Source organism: Oryzophilus luti (assembly GCF_059726245.1).
In genome coordinates this window covers 2,301,992-2,318,862 of the sequence record NZ_AP040874.1, presented here as the reverse complement: position 1 = coordinate 2,318,862, position 16,871 = coordinate 2,301,992, and the positions used below count along the sequence as shown (strand labels likewise).

The window sequence follows — 16,871 nt, the reverse complement described above, 5'->3', positions numbered from 1 at the left end:
TGAAATGAAAACGCCGCGCGGGGTTCCTCAACTCCGGCTGCGCCGCGCCAACATCAGGCGCGCGCATGGGCATGCGGCATCGCGAAAAACCTTCTTTCGCTCTGCGCGTGTGGTGAGCGCAGCCCTCGCCGAGGAACACTATTTTCAAGCGTGAGCATGAGAAACCCCGGGCTGAAGCCCGGGGCTGCCCGATGTGCATTCTGAGATGAACGCTCAACGCTTGATGATGCGAACGAAATACTGAGCACTGGCGATGACGCGCCTGCTATCGTCCTACGGTAGTTTTGGCCGCCTTGGGGTCTTCCTTGTCCCAGTAGTGGTGGTCGCGGAGGAAGTAGCCTTCATTGAAGGTGTTGAAGGCGGTGCGGAAGAACATGCGCACCATCTTGAAGCGGCCCATTTTCTTAAAGCGGCGGTTGGAGGTGAGGATGCCTCCGGTGACGATGCCGAAGCGCAGCGGCGAGACCTGCTTACTCAGCAGGTAGTCCTCGGCAAAGAGGCATTTCTCGTTGAAGCCGCCGAGTTTGTCGAAGACCGGCTTGCGGAAGAGCATGAACATGCCGGTGGCGAACGGCTTGGTCCACGAGGCGAAGTACTGGATGGCGTTGTTGCCCGCGTAGAGCGCCTGGTCCAGCAGGTTGCCGCCCGTGCACCAGACGTTGGTGGTCAGGCAGTTGAGGCGGCGGCGCTTCATGGTCTGCATGGCGCGGCGCAGCAGGGTGCGGCGCTTCAGCACAATGTCGGCGTCCATGAACAGGACGAACTCGGTGGTGGCCCGCGCGGCTCCGGCGTTGCGGCCCACCGCGGGCAGTCCGCCGGGAATTACTTCGATATCGAGCTGGCCTTTGTAGGAGTTGGCGATGGCGACGGTGTCGTCGGTGGAGCCGGCGTCAGCAACGTACACTTTCGTAGACGGCAAGAGCGGGTAGTCTTGCCGGCTCAAAGAAGTCAGCAGCCGTGGCAGGTTCCGCGCTTCGTTCTTCGCTGGGATTACTATCGTCAGCTCGGCGTTCGTGCTCACGGATGTCGACTCCTTGTTCATTTACGGTGACGTAGGTGGCGTGGTTGCCCGTCCAACTGCCGGTATTGTAGTACCAAACGCCATCCTGGAACATGGAAGTCGCGGTGTGGGTATGGCCGCAGAAGACGCGGTCGATGCGGGCAAAGCGCGCGAAGGCCAGGGCGCCGCGTGCGACCTTGCCTTCCATGCGCAGCCAGCGGGTGTTGATGCGGTCGATGACGCGCGAGAGGCATCCGGCGCGGTCGAGCTTCTGAATCTCCGCATAAAGGCGTTCGCCCCAGGTGCTGAGAAACTCGTTCTTGCACACAAAGCGGTCGAACTGGTGTCCGTGGATGGCGAGATGGCGGTAGCCGTTGTACTCCCAGGCGTAGCGCTGGTACACCGGCACACCCACCAGGTGAGACATGATCTGCGACAGCCCCTTGTCGTGGTTGCCCTCCACCCACACCACTTCCACGTTGCGCTTGGGGTTGGAGAGCTTGCGGATGCAGGAGAGGAACTTCCAGTGGTCACCGGTGAGGCGGCGGAAGTTCAGGTCGCTGAAGATGTCTCCCAGCAGGATGAGACGGCGATAGCTCGCGTTCTCCAGCAGGTTGACGGCTTCGCGGGCGCGGCTAACCTCGGAGCCCAGATGAACGTCAGAGAGAATGAGCGTATCGAACTCGGGCATGGTAATAGTTTCGTCGGAACCGGTTACGCTCGTATCAATTGCGTGTGAAAGGGTGGTAAAACGTTCCACGTAATCAGGATGTTAACCATTCGTATGGCCTTTTGGTGGCGGATGGCGGTGACTATCCTCACAGACATTGGCTGATTTATCGGCTATTCATGAAAGAGTCACGGTGCAGCAACCGCCGTGCAGATATTATTGAAGAGTATGCAACTGGGACGTAACACTCGCAGCAGCGCCCCTCAAACGCGCGCGGTGGATGTGATGGTAGAGCAGGCGGGCTGGGCCAAGCCCCTGCTGCCAATCCGCCGGCTGAATAACTTGTATGACACCGCCCGCCAGCATGGCCCGACGGTGTTTGACGGCTTTCTGGAAGCCCTGGATTCGCGCTACGAAGTTCGTGAGCGCGACTTGGAAAATGTTCCGCGCACCGGCCCCACGGTCGTCTTCTGCAATCATCCTTTCGGCCTGCTCGACGGCATGATGGTTGGCTCGCTCCTGCTGCGCTTGCGGCCGGACGTGAAGATCCTGACCAACCAGATGCTGGGCGGTTTCCCTGAGCTGGAACAGTACTGCGTTTATGTGGACCCGTTGATGGGCTCCGACCACGAGAAGGTGAACCGCAGCGGCATTCGCGGCGCGCTCGACCATCTGGTGAACGGCGGCTGCCTGGTGGTGTTCCCCTCGGGCGAGGTGGCGCACTGGGTGACGCGCGAGTGGCGCGTGCGCGAGCCGGAGTGGAACCCGAACATGGCGCGGCTGGCGCGCCTTGCGCGTGCAACCTGTGTGCCGCTCTACGTGCGCGGACGCAACAGCCTTGGCTTCCAACTGGCGGGCATTGTGCATCCACGGTTGCGCACGTTCCGCCTGCCGCATGAGTTGCTGAACAAGCGCGGCACGCGCGTGGACATCCGCATTGGCGCACCGGTTCCGCCGGAGGCGCTCGCGGCCGTGCAGGACGACCGCAAGGCCATTGCCATGATGCGCTGGCACAGCTATCTGCTCTCGCTGAACAACGAGAAGATGAGCAAGCGGGCCAAGCTGAAGATGGCCATGCACTGGCCTCCGCAGCGCCCCGTGGCCCCGGCCATTCCGGCGCAGACGCTGGCCTCCGAACTGGCCGCGCTGCCCGCCGATGCGAAGCTGGCACAGGCCAACGCGTTCGACGTTTACATCCTGACCGCGCGACAGGCCCCCTCGGTGGTGAAGGAATTGGGCCGTTTGCGCGAGATCACCTTCCGCGCCGCTGGCGAGGGCACCGGCAAGCCGCGCGACCTCGACCGCTACGACGCGCATTACAACCACATTGTGCTGTGGAACCGCGAGCAGCAGGAACTGGTGGGCGCCTACCGCATCGGCAACGTGCAGCACATCCTGCGCCGCTACGGCCTGCGCGGGCTGTACACGGCCACGCTGTTCCGTTTCGAGGAAGGCTTCTTTGATAAGGTTCCGCCGTCCTTTGAACTGGGCCGTTCATTCGTGCGGCTGGAGTATCAGCGGCAGTTTTCTCCGCTGCTGCTGCTGTGGAAGGGCATTGGCACGCTGATCGTGCGGCATCCGGAGATTCCAATCCTGTTCGGCGCCGTCAGCATCTCCAACGATTACTCGCCGGCCTCGCGTGAGCTGATGACCAGCTTCCTGCGGGCGCAGGCGGCGGCTTCGCCGGAACTGGCGGACATGGTTTCTCCGAAGCATCCGCCGAGAATTTCGCGCGAGGCCAAGCTGCATCAGGAGATCTTTGCCAAGGCGCTGACGCTGGAGAGCGTGAGCGACCGCGTGGCGGATTTCGAAACCGATGGCAAGGGCATCCCCATCCTGGTGAAGCATTACCTGCGGCTCGGCGGCAAGATTCTGGGCTTCAACATTGACGCCAAGTTCAGCAACGTCATCGACGGTCTGCTGATGGTGGACCTGCGCGAGGCGAACCCCGACTTGCTCGGCAAGTATCTCGGCCGTCAGGGCGTGAAGGATTTCCGCGCCTACCACCACGTCACGTCAAAAGACGCGCAGGCAGATTCGTAATCTTGAGCGTTCACGCGAGACAGGGGCTTCGGCTCCTGTCTTTTTGTTTTTGAACCAAGACCGTACCCAACACACAGGAAGAAGCTGGGATGGATGTTCGCCGCGCTGGGATAGAATCAGCAAAGATGCGGCGAGCAGTGTCTGTGCTGCTTTCCGGCTCTGGGACCGGCTTGACTGCGGTACTGCTGTTCTCTGGTGCGTTGGAGGTCATGGATGCTTCGCGGCTCGGTGGAGACGTTTGCGGCGCGGTGTGCGCGCTGGGTAGCGCTGTGGATTGTGCTCGTCGGAGCCGTGGTGGCTTCGGCGCAAGTCCAGCAGTTGTCGAGTGACTCCGGAAAAGTTGAATTGTTCGGCGGTGTTGCCTACCTGCAGCCGAACGGCAACTATTCGGCGGCTACGCCGGTCAAAGCCAAGAGCATGTCGGGGGCGGGCGTATCGGCCACCTTCTGGACCTCGCGCAACTGGGCGCTGCAGGCAGATGCCGCCGGACAGAGCGGAAGCGGCGACCGCTTTGCGACCATGATGGTTGGCGTGCAGTACAAATGGCGCCAGCTCCGCGTGCAACCGTTTGCGGAGGGCATGATCGGCGTCATGTGGCGCATGCCAAAGGCCGCGGTCAACACCAGCGGCACGGCAGTGTCGTTGGGCGGCGGCGTGGATGTTCGTCTGCAATCCCGCTGGTCGCTGCGTCTGCTCCGGGCCAACTACATTCATTCCTTCGATAATCCGCGGACGATCGACGGCAACAAAGTTCAGTCATTCTGGAACAGCATGCGGGTGGAGAGCGGCGTGGTTTGGAGTGTCGGCCAGCCAGCACCGCCGCCAGCCAGTGCCGCCTGCACCGCCACGCCGGCCTCCGTGCTGGCGGGCGAGCCGGTGACTGTCGCTATCAAGGCAAGCGGACTCTCGCGACGCTCCGCCAGGTATCAGTGGGCGACCACGGGCGGCAAGCTGACGAGCACCTCTGAAACCGGTGTGGTGGAGACTGCGGGCGTCGACGCCGGAAACTACGAAGCCACCGGCACCGTGACCGGCGGGAGCAAGAAACATCCGCAGACAGCCACCTGTGTAGCCAAGTTTGAGGTGAAGGCCGTGGCGGCGCCCAGCAGCGAGACGGCAGCAGCGGAAGCGGCGAAACCCGCCGAGGAAGCTGCCAAAGCGCCGGAGGCGGAAGCCGCCAAGTCGGCAGAGCCTGAAGCCGCTAAACCTGCGGAAGAAGCGGCCAAGCCCACCGAAGCGGAAGCGTCGAAGCCTGTAACGACGGAGCCGGCCAAATCGCCCGAAGGCGAAGCCAGCAAGCCTGCTGCTCCGGAAGCAGTGAAGTCCGGAGACGATTCTTCCAAGCCAGCGGAGAGTGTCGCAAAGCCGAACGAGTCCCAGGCCAGCAAGTCCGCGCCGAAGGCGAAGGGCAGACCTGCGCTGACGGTGACGGCCACGCCGGATGCCGTGGTCTCCGGCGACGCGGTGAGCATTACCGCCGTTACGACCGGTCTGAAGCGCGCCATTGCCGAGCAGTGCACTGCCAGCGCCGGACACCTGCAAGGCTCCAAGGGCATGTACACGCTCGACACCACGGAGTTCAAGCAGGGAACCATCACGGTTGCCTGCCGCGTGGGAGCGCTGCGCAGCAAGGCGCTGGTGACGGTGACGCCGCGCCAGAAGCAGGTTGCCAAGGCGCGCCGCGTGCAGACCGTCAACTTCCTGAACGTGGCCAAGCCTGGGCGGCTGGACAACGTGGCGAAGCAGATGCTCCGCGACGCGGCCCACGCGCTGCAGCAGAGTGAAATCGGCTCGCGCATCATTCTGGTGGGCAACGCGTCCACGGTGGAACGCCACGACAAGAACCAGAAGGTGGCCGCGCAGCGCGCCATCAACGCCCGCGAGTTCCTGATGGACAAGAAGAATGGCGGCGGCGTGGAGCCGTCGTCGATCTCGGTCTATGAGGGCGATGCGAAGATGAAGAGCGTGATGCTCTACATTGCGGCGCCGGGTGCGGAATTCAACACCAAGGGGCTGAAGGCTGTTGAAGGCGGGGCACCGACCTACGACACGCTCGACGCTCCCAAGGTGATGAAGAAGCACGCGGCGGTTCATCGCAAGGTTCGGGCGAAGAAGTAAGCAGTCGGCTTCACGATCAAATACAACGCCCCCGGAACTCCGGGGGCGTTTCTGTCTCGTGCGAACGGTGAGTGCCGCGCGCGGCTACAGGCTAAGCACCAGCAGCTTTTCTTCCGTCATCTCCTGGATGGCGGAGCGGACGCCTTCGCGGCCCTGGCCGCTGTCCTTGGTGCCGCCGTACGGCATGTGGTCGATGCGGAAGGAAGGAATGTCTCCGGCGATAACGCCGCCGACCTCGAGCTGTTCGTAGGCGCGGAAGATGAGCTGTGCGTCGCGCGTGAAGAGGCCCGCCTGCAGGCCGTAGTTCGTGTCATTCACGCGGGCCAGCGCCTCGTCGAAGGTGGCATAGGGCTCCACGGTCACCACAGGCGCAAAAATCTCGGCGCAGTTGACGTGCTCGGTGGGCAGCGTTCCGGTCAGCACCGTCGGTTGCAGCACGGTGCCGGTGCGGTGCCCGCCGCAGAGCAGCCGCGCGCCACGCGAGACGGCTTCGGCAATCCAATCGTCGACGCGGTGCGCATCTTCTTCGCGGATCATGGGGCCAACATCGGTGGCCTCGTCGCGCGGATCGCCCACGCGCAACCGCTCCACTGCGGGCAGGAACTCCGCGAGGAACGGCTCAAAAACTGTTTGCTCCACCAGAATGCGCTGCACCGAGATGCAGGTTTGTCCGGCGTAGCTGAAAGCTCCGGTAACGCAGCGGGCGGCGGCGTGCGACAGGTCGGCGTCAGAGTGCACGATGCATCCGGCGTTGCCGCCCAACTCCAGCGTCACGCGCTTCTTGCCTGCGCGGGCCTTCAAAGCCCAGCCCACGGCGGCGCTTCCGGTGAAGGTCAACAGCTTGGTGCGCTCATCTTCCACCAGTGGCGCGGCGTCGGCGCCCGACATGGGCAGCACGCTCAGTGCGCCTGCGGGCCAGCCGGACTGCTCCACGGCCTTGGCCAGCAGCAGCGCCGAGAGCGGTGTTTGCGAGGCAGGTTTGAGCACCACAGGGCATCCGGCGGCGATGGCCGGGGCCAGCTTGTGGCACACAAGGTTCAGCGGAAAATTGAAGGGCGTGATGGCCGCGATAGGGCCGAGCGGAAAGCGGCGTACCATCCCCAGCCGTCCGGCGGCGAAGGGCAGCAGGTCGAGCGGCAGCACCTCGCCGTAGATGCGCGTGGCCTCCTCGGCCGCTACCTGGATGGTGAACAGTGAGCGGTCCACCTCGCCGCGTGCCGTCTTGATCGGCTTGCCGGCCTCCATGCAGATGGTCTGTGCAAAGTCTTCCTTGTGCTCGGAGACGTAGCGGTGAATGGAGTAGAGCACACGCTGGCGTTCGTGCGCGGGCAACTGGCGCGTCTGCGCAAAGGATGAAACAGCGGCGTCGAGCGCCGTGTTCACCGCCTCGCGGCTGGCGAGCGCAACCTGCGCCACCACCTGTCCGGTGAACGGAGAATGAATCGCGAGCGGTTCGCCCTCCAACTGCCATTTACCGGCGCAGAAGAACGGGCGAAGATGCAACGCATTCGGGGGATTGACCATAGCGCAACGATGGTACACCGAAAGCGAGCTTCAGGTTTCGAGTTTCGAGACGCAAGGCAAAATGGCTCGGGCGCTGCGGCAGGCTGTAAATAGAAGGCCCCGCGCAGGCATGGCCTGAACGGGGCGGAATGAATGATGGTTGCGAACTATTCGGCGGCGGTTGCGGTGTCGTCGGTGTCCACGTTGACGTTGGTTTCGTCGGCCGGGATGAGACGCACGGAGCAGCTGCCCTTAACGCACTTCAGCAGGCCTTTGCGGACGTAGTGCGGCGTGCTCTCGTCGGGCAGAGTCGCCGGCAGCTTCAACGCTTTGAGCACAACCTCCTGGCTCGCGAACTTGTCGCGGCCGCTCAGGAAGCGCACGCTCTCCGTGTTGCCCAGCGCGTTGAGCACAAAGACCAGTTCGGCCTCGCCGTCCCCGGCACTGAGATTGACCGGCAGGGTACGCAGCGCGAGCAGCTTCGGCTTGTACTCCGCCGCCAGCTTGTCGAGGGCCTTGTCTTTCATGCCGAGGGCCTTCAGGTGTTCGCGTGTTTCCGGCACCGCGCGCCGGGCGGCCAGGGAGAGCGAGTAAGTCTCAAGGGCCTTGTCCTTCATGCCCTGCTTTTCATACACCTGCCCAAGGTGGTCGCCCACTTCGCCGTGCAGCGTATTGATCCACGCGGCGTAGAGGAACTTCTCGGCCTTCGGGTAGTTGCCCTGCTGGAAGTAGACCCAGCCGAGCGTGTCCCAGTAGGTGGCAAGCTGGCCGCTGATCTGCGCGCCCATCCAGTCGGCCTGGTCGGGCGACAAGTTTTTGAGCAGCGAGGAGGTGGTGCTCACTGCCGACTCCGCGTACTGCTGCGCGCGATCCAGCTTCTGGCGTTCGCAGGCCAGCACGTAGGCGATGTTGTTCCAGATGATCGGTTCCGGCTGTTTCTCCGCCGCGCGGTCCATGGCGTCGATGGCCTTGTCGGCCTCGCCGGTCTTCAGGTAGGCCTCGCCCAGCATCTGCAGGTTGAAGGCGTTGTCGGGCGTGATCTGGACGGCGGTCTCCAGCTCAGGAACGGCGTCCTTAAAGCGGCGCGCACGCATCAGCGCCTGGCCCATGCCAGCGTGCGCAAACTTGTCGAGCGGGTTGATCTCGAGCTGCTTGCGGTACTGTGCCATCGCGTCATCCCAGCGCTCCTGCTGCGCATAGAGTTCGCCCAGGTTGTTGTAGGCGTATTCGTCGTAGGCGTTGACCTCGATGGCCTTCTTGTAGGCCGTCTCCGCCTTGGCGAACTGGCCGAGCGTGGTGTAGGCGCGGCCAAGGTTGTTCCATGCGCGCGGATGCTTCGGGTCCTTCTCCACCAGCTTGGCATAGAGGTCGGCGGAGAGCTTGTATTTACGCGCGTTGAAGGCGTTGTTGGCGGCTTCCTCGATCTCCTCCGGAGTCGCCTGCTTGCTGACCACGGCGTCGCGGTCGCCGGTGAACTGCGCGCTCACCATCTGTCCTTCATCGGCGCGCAGCACGCGCACAAAGGCCATGAATTCGCGGGCACGTGCCGGAGCCATTTCAAACACGTTCACCTTGAGCACCCTCTGCGTGCTCAGCACGCCGTCCTTGAGAGAGGTGTTGTCGCTGTACTCGGCAAAGTCGCGCTTGGTGCTGACCGGCACCGGCAGCGTGAGCTTCACGCTCTCCGGCACGGTGATGCGCACGCGCGATTCAATCGTCGTGGGTCCGCCGAGCGTGGCCGGGTCGGTATCGTCTTCATCCAGTTCCGGCATGATGGAGCGAGGAATGGGCAGCGCCAGCTTGCTCTCCTTCGCCGTCCAGTCAAAGTAGCCGGAAACCTCAATGTCGTATTCAAAGCTGAACGGCTTGCTGGTGTCGGCCAGTTCGCTGCTCTTTACGTTGCTGACCTTGCCGGCGATGCCTTCCAAGCCGCTTCCGTATTCGATCAGTTCCTTCCAGTGGCCTTCAGGCACGCTGCGGAAGGCCGCGCGGATGCTCACTTCCTGGTCGCCGCGGACGCTGCGCTTGACGTGCGCCATCAGGCGGCCGAGGTCGGTGACCTTGCCTTCCAGTTCATAGACGTTGCGCTGTTCCACCGGCACGGTTGAAGGCGTGCGCACCAGTTCGGTCTTGGCGTTGGGGGCAATCTGCATGGCCAGCTTGTTACGCAGCGGCAGCACCAGCATGCCGATCGGCGCAACCTCGCTGGTGGTGTCCATCCAGACGACATCGCCGCCGAGCTTCAGGTTGCCGATGACGTGGTCGAACTGCGACGGCGAAGGCACTTCCTCATCCAGCTTGTGCGAGGAGTGGATCAGCACCGTGTTCGGGTGGAAACCGATGGAGCGCAGCATGGAGGCCAGCAGCGTGTGCTTGTCCTTGCAATCGCCGTATTCCTTCTTAAATACGTCGGCGGCGGCATGCGGCTGGTAGCGCCCCACGCCAAAGGAGAGGCTGATGTAGCGGTAGTTGAGCGCCACGTAGTCGTAGAGCGCCTTCACCTTCTCGCGGTCGGTCTTCAGGTTCTTGGTCAGCTCCTGCGCCTTCTGCTTGATCTCGTCGGAAGGCTGCTGGCGCTCCTGCTCAAGCTTGCTGTACCACGTGCCCATCTCCTGCCAGGATTTGAACGTGGTCATCTGCACGCTGTCGGTATCGTCGCGCTTTGTCTTCTTCTGCTTCTTGCCGCTCTTGGTGGCGGCGTCCTTCTCAGCGCGCTCGCGGTCCATGCGCGTGATCAGGTTTGAGTACTTCCAGGTGTAGATGCGGCGGCCGTTGTTTTCGCTGGTGGTGTACTTGAACTCCGGCTGAACCTTCAGCTTCACCTCGCGCGAGGCCGGCACGTCGACCGTCAGCGTTTCATCCAGGATGATGGCGTCCTTGTTGAAGTCGTGCTCCATCCAGAAATTGTTCTCGGCCAGTGCGGCGGTGGTCTCGGTGATGATCTCGTATTCGAGCTTGTCACCGGGGCGGAGCGCGGGCATGGTCACGTGCTTCTCGCGGTAGTCGGTGTACATGGGGGCCACGCGCGCCACCGGACCGGTCATGTCCTGCACGGCGCTGGCGTCGGCGGTCACCACGGTGCCATCCGCCTTGCGCACGCGTGCATAGGTGATGGTGATCTTCTGGTTGGCTGAGCTGTAGCCGAAGCGCAGTGTGCCCAGCTGCTGCACGCCCGCCTCATTCTGCACGCGCACCACCATGCGCTCCGTCTTGCTGCCGGTGCCGTCGTTCTCAAAGCGGTAAATAGTCTCAGCCTTTTCCACCACGGCGGCCTGCGACGAAGGATCGGAGGGCTTGGCGACTTCCGGCGAGGCCATCGGCTCGGGAGCGTCCGGAGCAGAGGCCGATTGGGCGGCGAGCGAGAGCGAAACAAGCAACAGCGCTGCCAGGGTCAGGAGACGGGCAAAGGTGCGCATCATGCAGCTATTCCACTCCATAACTCAATGCCGCGCAAGGGTGCCGCAATGAAGCCGGAATGAATTCTGCTGAATTCATGCGGTGGCGTGGCAGGGCGGACTCGGGATGCCGGAGGAGCCCGCTGGCCGCAGACGCCGGGTTTCCACAAGGGGGAGTGGGGTATACTCGGCCTGAAGAAGTGGCATCTTCAGATGGAAGAAGATGCGGGACGTGAGCATGTCGGAACAGAGTGAACAGTTTGCATTCCAGAGTACCCCCAGCGAATTTGTCTCGCTGGAGGAAAAGGTTTATCGCACAATCGAGCTGCTGAAAGGCGCGCGGGAGGCCAAGGCGGCCGCCGAGCGCGAGCTCGAACAGGTCCGCGAGCAGATGGAGGCGCGCGATCAGGAGACCGACCAGTTGAAGGCCGAGATTCTGGCGCTGCGCAAGGAGCGCGAGGAAGTGCGCTCGCGCGTGACCAAGCTGCTGGAGCAAATGGACGCACTCATCGGCCAGTAGGGAGGCGAGCGTGGCACAGAACGACAGCATTCGCGTGGAAATCTACGATCAGGTCTACAACCTGCGCGGCAGCGATGAGCAGCACATACAGAAGCTGGCCGAGTATGTGGACCGCAAGATGCGCCTGGTGGCCGAGCACACCAGCACGGTCGACTCTCTCCGTGTAGCGGTGCTGGCCGCGCTCAATATTGCGGACGAGCTGGCAGCCGTGCGCGCCAAATACGAGAACGCCAACACGCAGTACAGCGAGCGTGCACAGACCCTGCAGGACGCTCTTGACCACGCGCTGGAAGACGCCCTCGGCGACACCCGCCGCGCCGGCTGAAGCTTACAAATCTTAAGGACCTGAGCGCGGCTGCGGCCGCGCTTTGCTGTTGCACGCAACAGCGCAAAGCGTTATCAATGCTTAATCCCTTCTCACAGGAGCCAGCATGAAACGGTTTGCCTTCCTGGCGCTGACAGTCGCGCTATTCATCTCCTATTCAGTGGCACAAGATAAGGCCGCAACGGCCAAACGGTCGGTGAAAGTCGTTACCGAGGACACTGCGGAGAAGTCCTCCGACGAAAAGAAGACCGAGGTTCGCACCGAAGAAATCAAGGTAAACGTGGCGCAGGCGGAAAGCCCCAAGCCCGGCGAAAAGGGCGCGCATTGGGACATGAAGGAAGTGGCGCCCGTCAGCAGCAAGCACCAGATCACCGTGAACGGCAAGCTGCTCCGCTACACCGCCACCGTCGGCCGCCTGCCCATCAAGGACAATCAGGGCAACATTGAGGCCGAGATGTTTTTTGCCGCCTATACGCTTGACGGCGCCGACCCGGCCAAGCGCCCGGTGACGTTCTCCTTCAACGGCGGCCCCGGTTCGGCCAGCATCTGGCTGCACATGGGCGCGCTCGGCCCGCGCAAGGTCGTGTTGCAGAAGCCCGAAGGCACGCTGCCGCAACCGCCTTATAAGTTGGAAGACAATCCCTACACGCCGCTCGATAAGACCGACATCGTGATGATCGACGCCATCGGCACCGGCTTCAGCCGTCCGGCGGACGTGGAGAAGGGTAAGAAATTCTGGGGGCTGCGCGGAGACATTGAGGCCTTTGGCGAGTTTGTGCGCATGTACATCACGCGCTATGACCGCTGGTCCTCGCCGCTGTTCCTGCTGGGCGAGAGCTACGGCACCACGCGCGCGGCGGGCATCGCCGGATACCTCAGTGACAAGGGTATCAACTTCGCGGGCGTCACGCTGCTCTCCAGCATCATCGACTACGAAAGTGTCATCACCACGCGCCGCAATGACGAGGGCTACGTGAACACGCTGCCCTCGCTGACCATGATCGCCGCCTACCACAAGAAGCTCTCGCCGGAGCTGATGCAGGACCTGGCGAAGACGCGCGCCGAGGTGGAGCACTTTGCCGCCAATGACTACACGCTGGCGCTGGCCAAGGGAGACGCGCTCAGCGACGCCGAGCACGCGGCCATTCTCGACAAGCTGGTGGCCTACACGGGCCTGAAGAAGGACGTGGTGGAAGCGGCCAACCTGCGCGTCGATGTGCGCACCTTCACCACCAATCTGCTGGCCGATCAGAAGCTCGTGGTGGGCCGTCTGGATGGACGCTACGCCGGTCCGGCACCGACCACACCAGGCGATCTGCGCTTCCCCGGCGGCGGCTTCTTTGATCCGACCAGCGCCAACACCACCGCGCCGTTCAACGCCGTCTTCAATGACTATCTGCGTCGCGAACTCGGCTACAAGACCGACGTGGAGTACCTGCTCTCCGCCGGACAGCTCACCGAGCAGTTCCGCTGGGATTGGGGCAACCAGCAGGGCTTTGCCGATACCGCCACCTATCTGCGTTCGGCGATGGCCAAGAACCCGTGGCTGAAGGTGCAGGTGCTGGAAGGCTACTACGACCTGGCGACGCCGTACTTCGCGGCGAACTACGCCATGAACCACCTCGACCTGCTGCCGCAGTATCGCAAGAACATTTCGTATGCGACCTACGAGGCCGGTCACATGATGTACCTCCACACGCCCTCGCACGCCAAGCTGCAGAAGGACTACGAAGGGTTTATGGAGTCCTGCCTGCCGAAGGAGTAGTCGCGCGGCAAGCCGGTGCGCTCAACCGCGCAGGTTTCCGGCTGGCTCGCCAAACCTCGTTGCATGAAGCCGAAGGCCGCCCACCGTGGGCGGCCTCTTGCGTTGGCTTGCGAAGTGGAGTGGTTCTGTTACCAGCTACGGTCATGCCAATCGCGGTCATGATCGTAGCGGTCACGGTAGCGGTCGCGCATCCAGTGTTCGGTGCGCTCGTAGCTCTCGTGGTAGCCGCGCAGGTAGCCCTCTCGGTAGGCGCGGTTATCGGAGTTCCGGAAGTGACTGTGCAGGTTCGGGTCTGGCCGGTAGCTCCTGCGCGCGTCCTTTGCGCCCTCGTTCATGCCGTCGCGGTAGCCATGATCGAAATGCCTCTGGTAATAATCACGGTCGGCGTACGTGGGTCCGTAGTACGGCCCCTGCGCGTACGCCTTGGCGGTGAACGTGCCTGCGCTCAACGCCAGGCCCAGTGCCAGTGCTGCAACCTGCCAGCGGTTCTTCATCGTCTCCTCCTGGCGCTTCGCGGTCTCTGCCGCGAGCGGATGACGGGAGAAACCCTGCCTGTCTGCGGAAGTTGCGAACCATGCCCGCGCAGACGGCAACTAAATTTCTTTCCCGGCGCGCAACTATTTTCGTTTTGCTCCGTTCGCTGGCGGGATTTGCATGAGCTGAATTTTCACAGGAAAGTTCGTGCTTCGCCTTGCGCGACCTGCGGCGGTCGCCTAGCATCTAACTCATGAAAGCCGGCCTGCGAAGTTGGTGATCGGTGGTACACCACTGCGAACCGATAGTGATACTTCGGGAGCCTGACTCGACATATGGTCTGGTGTGCTTATCCCCAGTCGGATCGGCCTAAAGGACCACGGCGGGCGCCCACCTGGTGACGAGGGTTCACAGAACCCCACTGTACACGGCCAAGCGGGCCGGCCTTTCTGTTCAAGTAGAATAGTTCCGTGCATCCACAACTCATCCACATCGGCAACTTCGTCCTCCCTACCTACGGTTTCCTGTGCGCGCTCGGCATGGTGCTGGGCCTTTGGGTTGTGTTTGTGCTTTCGCCCCGCCAGCGGCTTGATCCGGACAAGATGTGGAACCTGGCGGCCATCGCCATCTTCAGCGGCATCATCGGCTCCAAGCTGCTCTACATCATCAATGAGTGGCCGGACCGCTACTCAAAGAATCCGGCGGAAATCTTCAGCACGGACACCTTTCAGGCGGGCGGCGTTTTCAGCGGCGGACTGCTGCTGGCGATCCTGTGCTCGTGGCTCTACATGCGCTACGCCAGGCTGCCGTTCCTGCGCGCGTGCGACGTGTTTGCTCCGGGCCTTGCGCTTGGCCATGCCGTCGGACGCCTCGGCTGCTTCAGCGCCGGATGCTGCTACGGCAGGCCAACGCACGTTGCCTGGGGCGTCACCTTCACCAATCCTGTGGCCGAGCAGATCACCGGCGTGCCGCTCAACGTGGCGCTGCACCCGACGCAACTTTATGAGTTCGTCGCCGAGCTGATGAACTTCGTCATTCTCTTCTGGCTCATCCGCCGCAAGAAGTTTGAAGGCCAGATCATCGGCCTCTACCTGTTCCTCTACGGCATTGAGCGCTACATCGTCGAGTTGTTCCGCGGCGATCCTGGACGCGGCCAGTTTGCGGCACTGCACGGCATGATTACCGGTACGCAGATCATCTCAATCTGCCTGATTGTGACCGGCGCCATCCTGTGGGCGGTGCGTCCAGCGCTGAAAGAATCCAAGGCAGAGTAGCTCGGCGCAGAACCGGAAGGCATTTCTGCGCGACCTGCAAACCAGGAAGAGGGCTGTTCGGAGAGGTGCTTCCCGCCTCTGATCCCTAATCCCTGTCCCCTAGGCCCTGCTTTCAGTTATCCTGAGCGCGATGACGCGTAACGATTTGCCCAACAAGTTTCAGACGCAATTGCCCGAACCCGCTGCCGCCGACGAGCTGCTGCTCGATGACTCAGGGGACGAAGAACTGGCCGCCGCCGATGCCGCGGAGGCCGGGGACGCCGCTTCCGGCGCAGACACACAGACCTTTACGGCCACCGATGAGGATGCCGGCTTCCGGCTCGACCTGTACCTTGTAGCGCAACTCGGCGACGTCAGCCGCGTACGCGTGCAGCAGTTGATTGAGCAGGACAAGGTCACGGTCAACGGACGCACGGCGAAGGCTTCGCTGCGTCTCAAGGGCGGAGAGCAGATTGCCGTCACCGGTGAAGTCACGGTGCCGCCGCTGAAGGCCGTGCCCGAAGATATTCCGCTTGACGTTGTTTACGAAGATGACGATCTGGCGGTCGTCAACAAGCCCGCCGGCATGGTGGTGCACGCAGGCAACGGCGCCTCGGACGACGTGCGCAACCGCGGCACGCTGGTGAACGCACTGCTGTTCCGCTTCAACCGGCTTTCGCACGTCGGCGGGGAGCTGCGTCCCGGCATCGTACACCGGCTCGACAAGGACACCAGCGGCCTCATCGTGGTCGCCAAGAATGACCGCGCCCACCGCAAGCTGGCCGAACAATTCGCCACCCGCAAGGTGCGCAAGCAGTACGTGGCGCTGGTGCACAACTGGCCCGGCGCGGATACCGGCACCGTGAACGCACCCATCGCGCGCGACCCGCAGAACCGTACCCGCATGACCACCCGCGATCCCTATGGGCGCGAGGCGGTTTCGCACTACACAGTGCGTGAACGCTTTGCCTCGCGTTACGGTCGTTTCGCACTGGTCGACGTGAAGATCGACACCGGCCGCACCCACCAGATCCGCGTGCACATGGCCTCAATCGGCCATGCGGTTGTGGGCGACACACTCTACGGTGCGCCCAGCGCGCTCTCGCCGCACACGCTGGACCGCGAGCGGCAGGGCACGCCCATTGCGCTCAAGGCGCGCATGAAGACCTCGCCCACCGGCGCTACGCTCGTACTGGGCCGCAACTTTCTCCATGCCGCCCAGCTTGAGCTTGACCAGCCGCGCACGGGCGAGCGGCTCAGCTTCTACGCCGAACTGCCTTCGGAGTTGCAGGAGTACCTGCAGAAGCTGCGTCCAGAGCCGGAAGCCGAGGCGCAACCGGCGGTGAAACCGGAGAGCGTGGCGAAGGCCGCTGCTCCCGCACGGAAGAAGCCAACGCCCGCACAGGCAAAGAAGAAAGCGGTGGCTAGAAAATCGGCGAAGAAGCCGATGAAGAAGCCAGCGAAGAAGCAGCCCGCGGCGGCCAAGGCGAAACCTGTTGCAGCGGCCGGTGTTTCCAAGAAGAAGCCCGCAACGAAGAAGACTGCGGGGGCGAAGGCAGGGAAGAAGCCTCAGGCGAAAAGGGCGGCGCGAGTGAAGGCCACGCCGAAGAAGGCCGCCAAGCGCGTTGCGGTAAAAGCCGTCCGGAAGACCGGGGCGAAAGCCGCGAAGAAGGTGACGGGTGGCAAGCGAGCCCGCACCGCTAACGCAAAGCCGAAGACCGTGGCGAAGAAGAAGATTGATGCGCGAAAAAGGAAGCCGTAACCGTTGACCGTTCGTGCTGCGCGGCCCGGCCGTGGGGGCTTGC

Annotated in this window: 12 protein-coding genes and 1 other RNA gene; 8 read left to right on the top strand and 5 right to left on the bottom strand. The window is 62.9% G+C overall.

Annotated features, from left to right (window positions below; genetic code table 11):
* Positions 1-265 precede the first annotated feature (265 nt).
* Entirely contained in the window at positions 266-955 is a 690-nt protein-coding gene (locus AC6IZO_RS09880) for a glycosyltransferase family 2 protein (protein ID WP_497809938.1), read from the bottom strand.
* On the bottom strand, positions 891-1,691 hold the full coding sequence (locus AC6IZO_RS09875; protein WP_497804630.1) for a UDP-2,3-diacylglucosamine diphosphatase: 801 nt from the start codon (positions 1,689-1,691) through the stop codon (positions 891-893). The genes AC6IZO_RS09880 and AC6IZO_RS09875 overlap by 65 nt, the downstream gene beginning before the upstream one ends.
* A gap of 207 nt (positions 1,692-1,898) precedes the next feature.
* Here AC6IZO_RS09875 and AC6IZO_RS09870 point away from each other — a divergent pair, with 207 nt between their 5' ends.
* A complete protein-coding gene (locus AC6IZO_RS09870; RefSeq protein ID WP_497804629.1) occupies positions 1,899-3,713 on the top strand; it encodes a bifunctional lysophospholipid acyltransferase family protein/GNAT family N-acetyltransferase in 1,815 nt (604 codons plus the stop codon).
* A gap of 213 nt (positions 3,714-3,926) precedes the next feature.
* Positions 3,927-5,831, top strand: a complete 1,905-nt coding sequence (locus AC6IZO_RS09865; protein WP_497804628.1) for an OmpA family protein — start codon at positions 3,927-3,929, stop codon at positions 5,829-5,831.
* Positions 5,832-5,915: 84 nt separating this feature from the next.
* On the opposite strand, the gene AC6IZO_RS09860 is transcribed toward AC6IZO_RS09865, so the two are convergent.
* Together AC6IZO_RS09860 and AC6IZO_RS09855 are read right to left on the bottom strand one after the other, a co-directional pair.
* Complete coding sequence (locus AC6IZO_RS09860; RefSeq protein WP_497804627.1) at positions 5,916-7,355, bottom strand: aldehyde dehydrogenase family protein; 1,440 nt, start codon at positions 7,353-7,355, stop codon at positions 5,916-5,918.
* A 146-nt stretch (positions 7,356-7,501) separates the two neighbouring features.
* Positions 7,502-10,753 (bottom strand): DUF3857 domain-containing protein, encoded by a 3,252-nt coding sequence (locus tag AC6IZO_RS09855; protein WP_497804626.1) that lies wholly within the window; start codon positions 10,751-10,753, stop codon positions 7,502-7,504.
* Between the two features lie 214 nt (positions 10,754-10,967).
* Here AC6IZO_RS09855 and AC6IZO_RS09850 point away from each other — a divergent pair, with 214 nt between their 5' ends.
* The 3 genes from AC6IZO_RS09850 to AC6IZO_RS09840 all read left to right on the top strand — a co-directional run bounded on the left by AC6IZO_RS09850 (position 10,968) and on the right by AC6IZO_RS09840 (position 13,339).
* On the top strand, positions 10,968-11,249 hold the full coding sequence (locus AC6IZO_RS09850; RefSeq protein ID WP_497804625.1) for a hypothetical protein: 282 nt from the start codon (positions 10,968-10,970) through the stop codon (positions 11,247-11,249).
* A gap of 10 nt (positions 11,250-11,259) precedes the next feature.
* A complete protein-coding gene (locus AC6IZO_RS09845) occupies positions 11,260-11,574 on the top strand; it encodes a cell division protein ZapA (protein ID WP_497804624.1) in 315 nt (104 codons plus the stop codon).
* Between the two features lie 106 nt (positions 11,575-11,680).
* Entirely contained in the window at positions 11,681-13,339 is a 1,659-nt protein-coding gene (locus AC6IZO_RS09840) for a S10 family peptidase (protein WP_497804623.1), read from the top strand.
* Between the two features lie 128 nt (positions 13,340-13,467).
* Here the strand turns inward: AC6IZO_RS09840 and AC6IZO_RS09835 are convergent, their stop codons facing one another.
* Positions 13,468-13,833, bottom strand: coding sequence for a hypothetical protein (locus AC6IZO_RS09835; RefSeq protein WP_497804622.1), 366 nt, complete (start codon positions 13,831-13,833; stop codon positions 13,468-13,470).
* 239 nt (positions 13,834-14,072) lie between these two features.
* Here AC6IZO_RS09835 and ssrS point away from each other — a divergent pair.
* The 3 genes from ssrS to AC6IZO_RS09820 all read left to right on the top strand — a co-directional run bounded on the left by ssrS (position 14,073) and on the right by AC6IZO_RS09820 (position 16,828).
* Positions 14,073-14,259, top strand: a non-coding RNA gene (gene ssrS, locus AC6IZO_RS09830) — 6S RNA.
* Positions 14,260-14,283: 24 nt separating this feature from the next.
* On the top strand, positions 14,284-15,087 hold the full coding sequence (lgt, locus tag AC6IZO_RS09825) for a prolipoprotein diacylglyceryl transferase (protein ID WP_497804621.1): 804 nt from the start codon (positions 14,284-14,286) through the stop codon (positions 15,085-15,087).
* A gap of 130 nt (positions 15,088-15,217) precedes the next feature.
* Complete coding sequence (locus tag AC6IZO_RS09820; RefSeq protein WP_497804620.1) at positions 15,218-16,828, top strand: RluA family pseudouridine synthase; 1,611 nt, start codon at positions 15,218-15,220, stop codon at positions 16,826-16,828.
* The last annotated feature ends 43 nt before the right edge of the window (positions 16,829-16,871 follow it).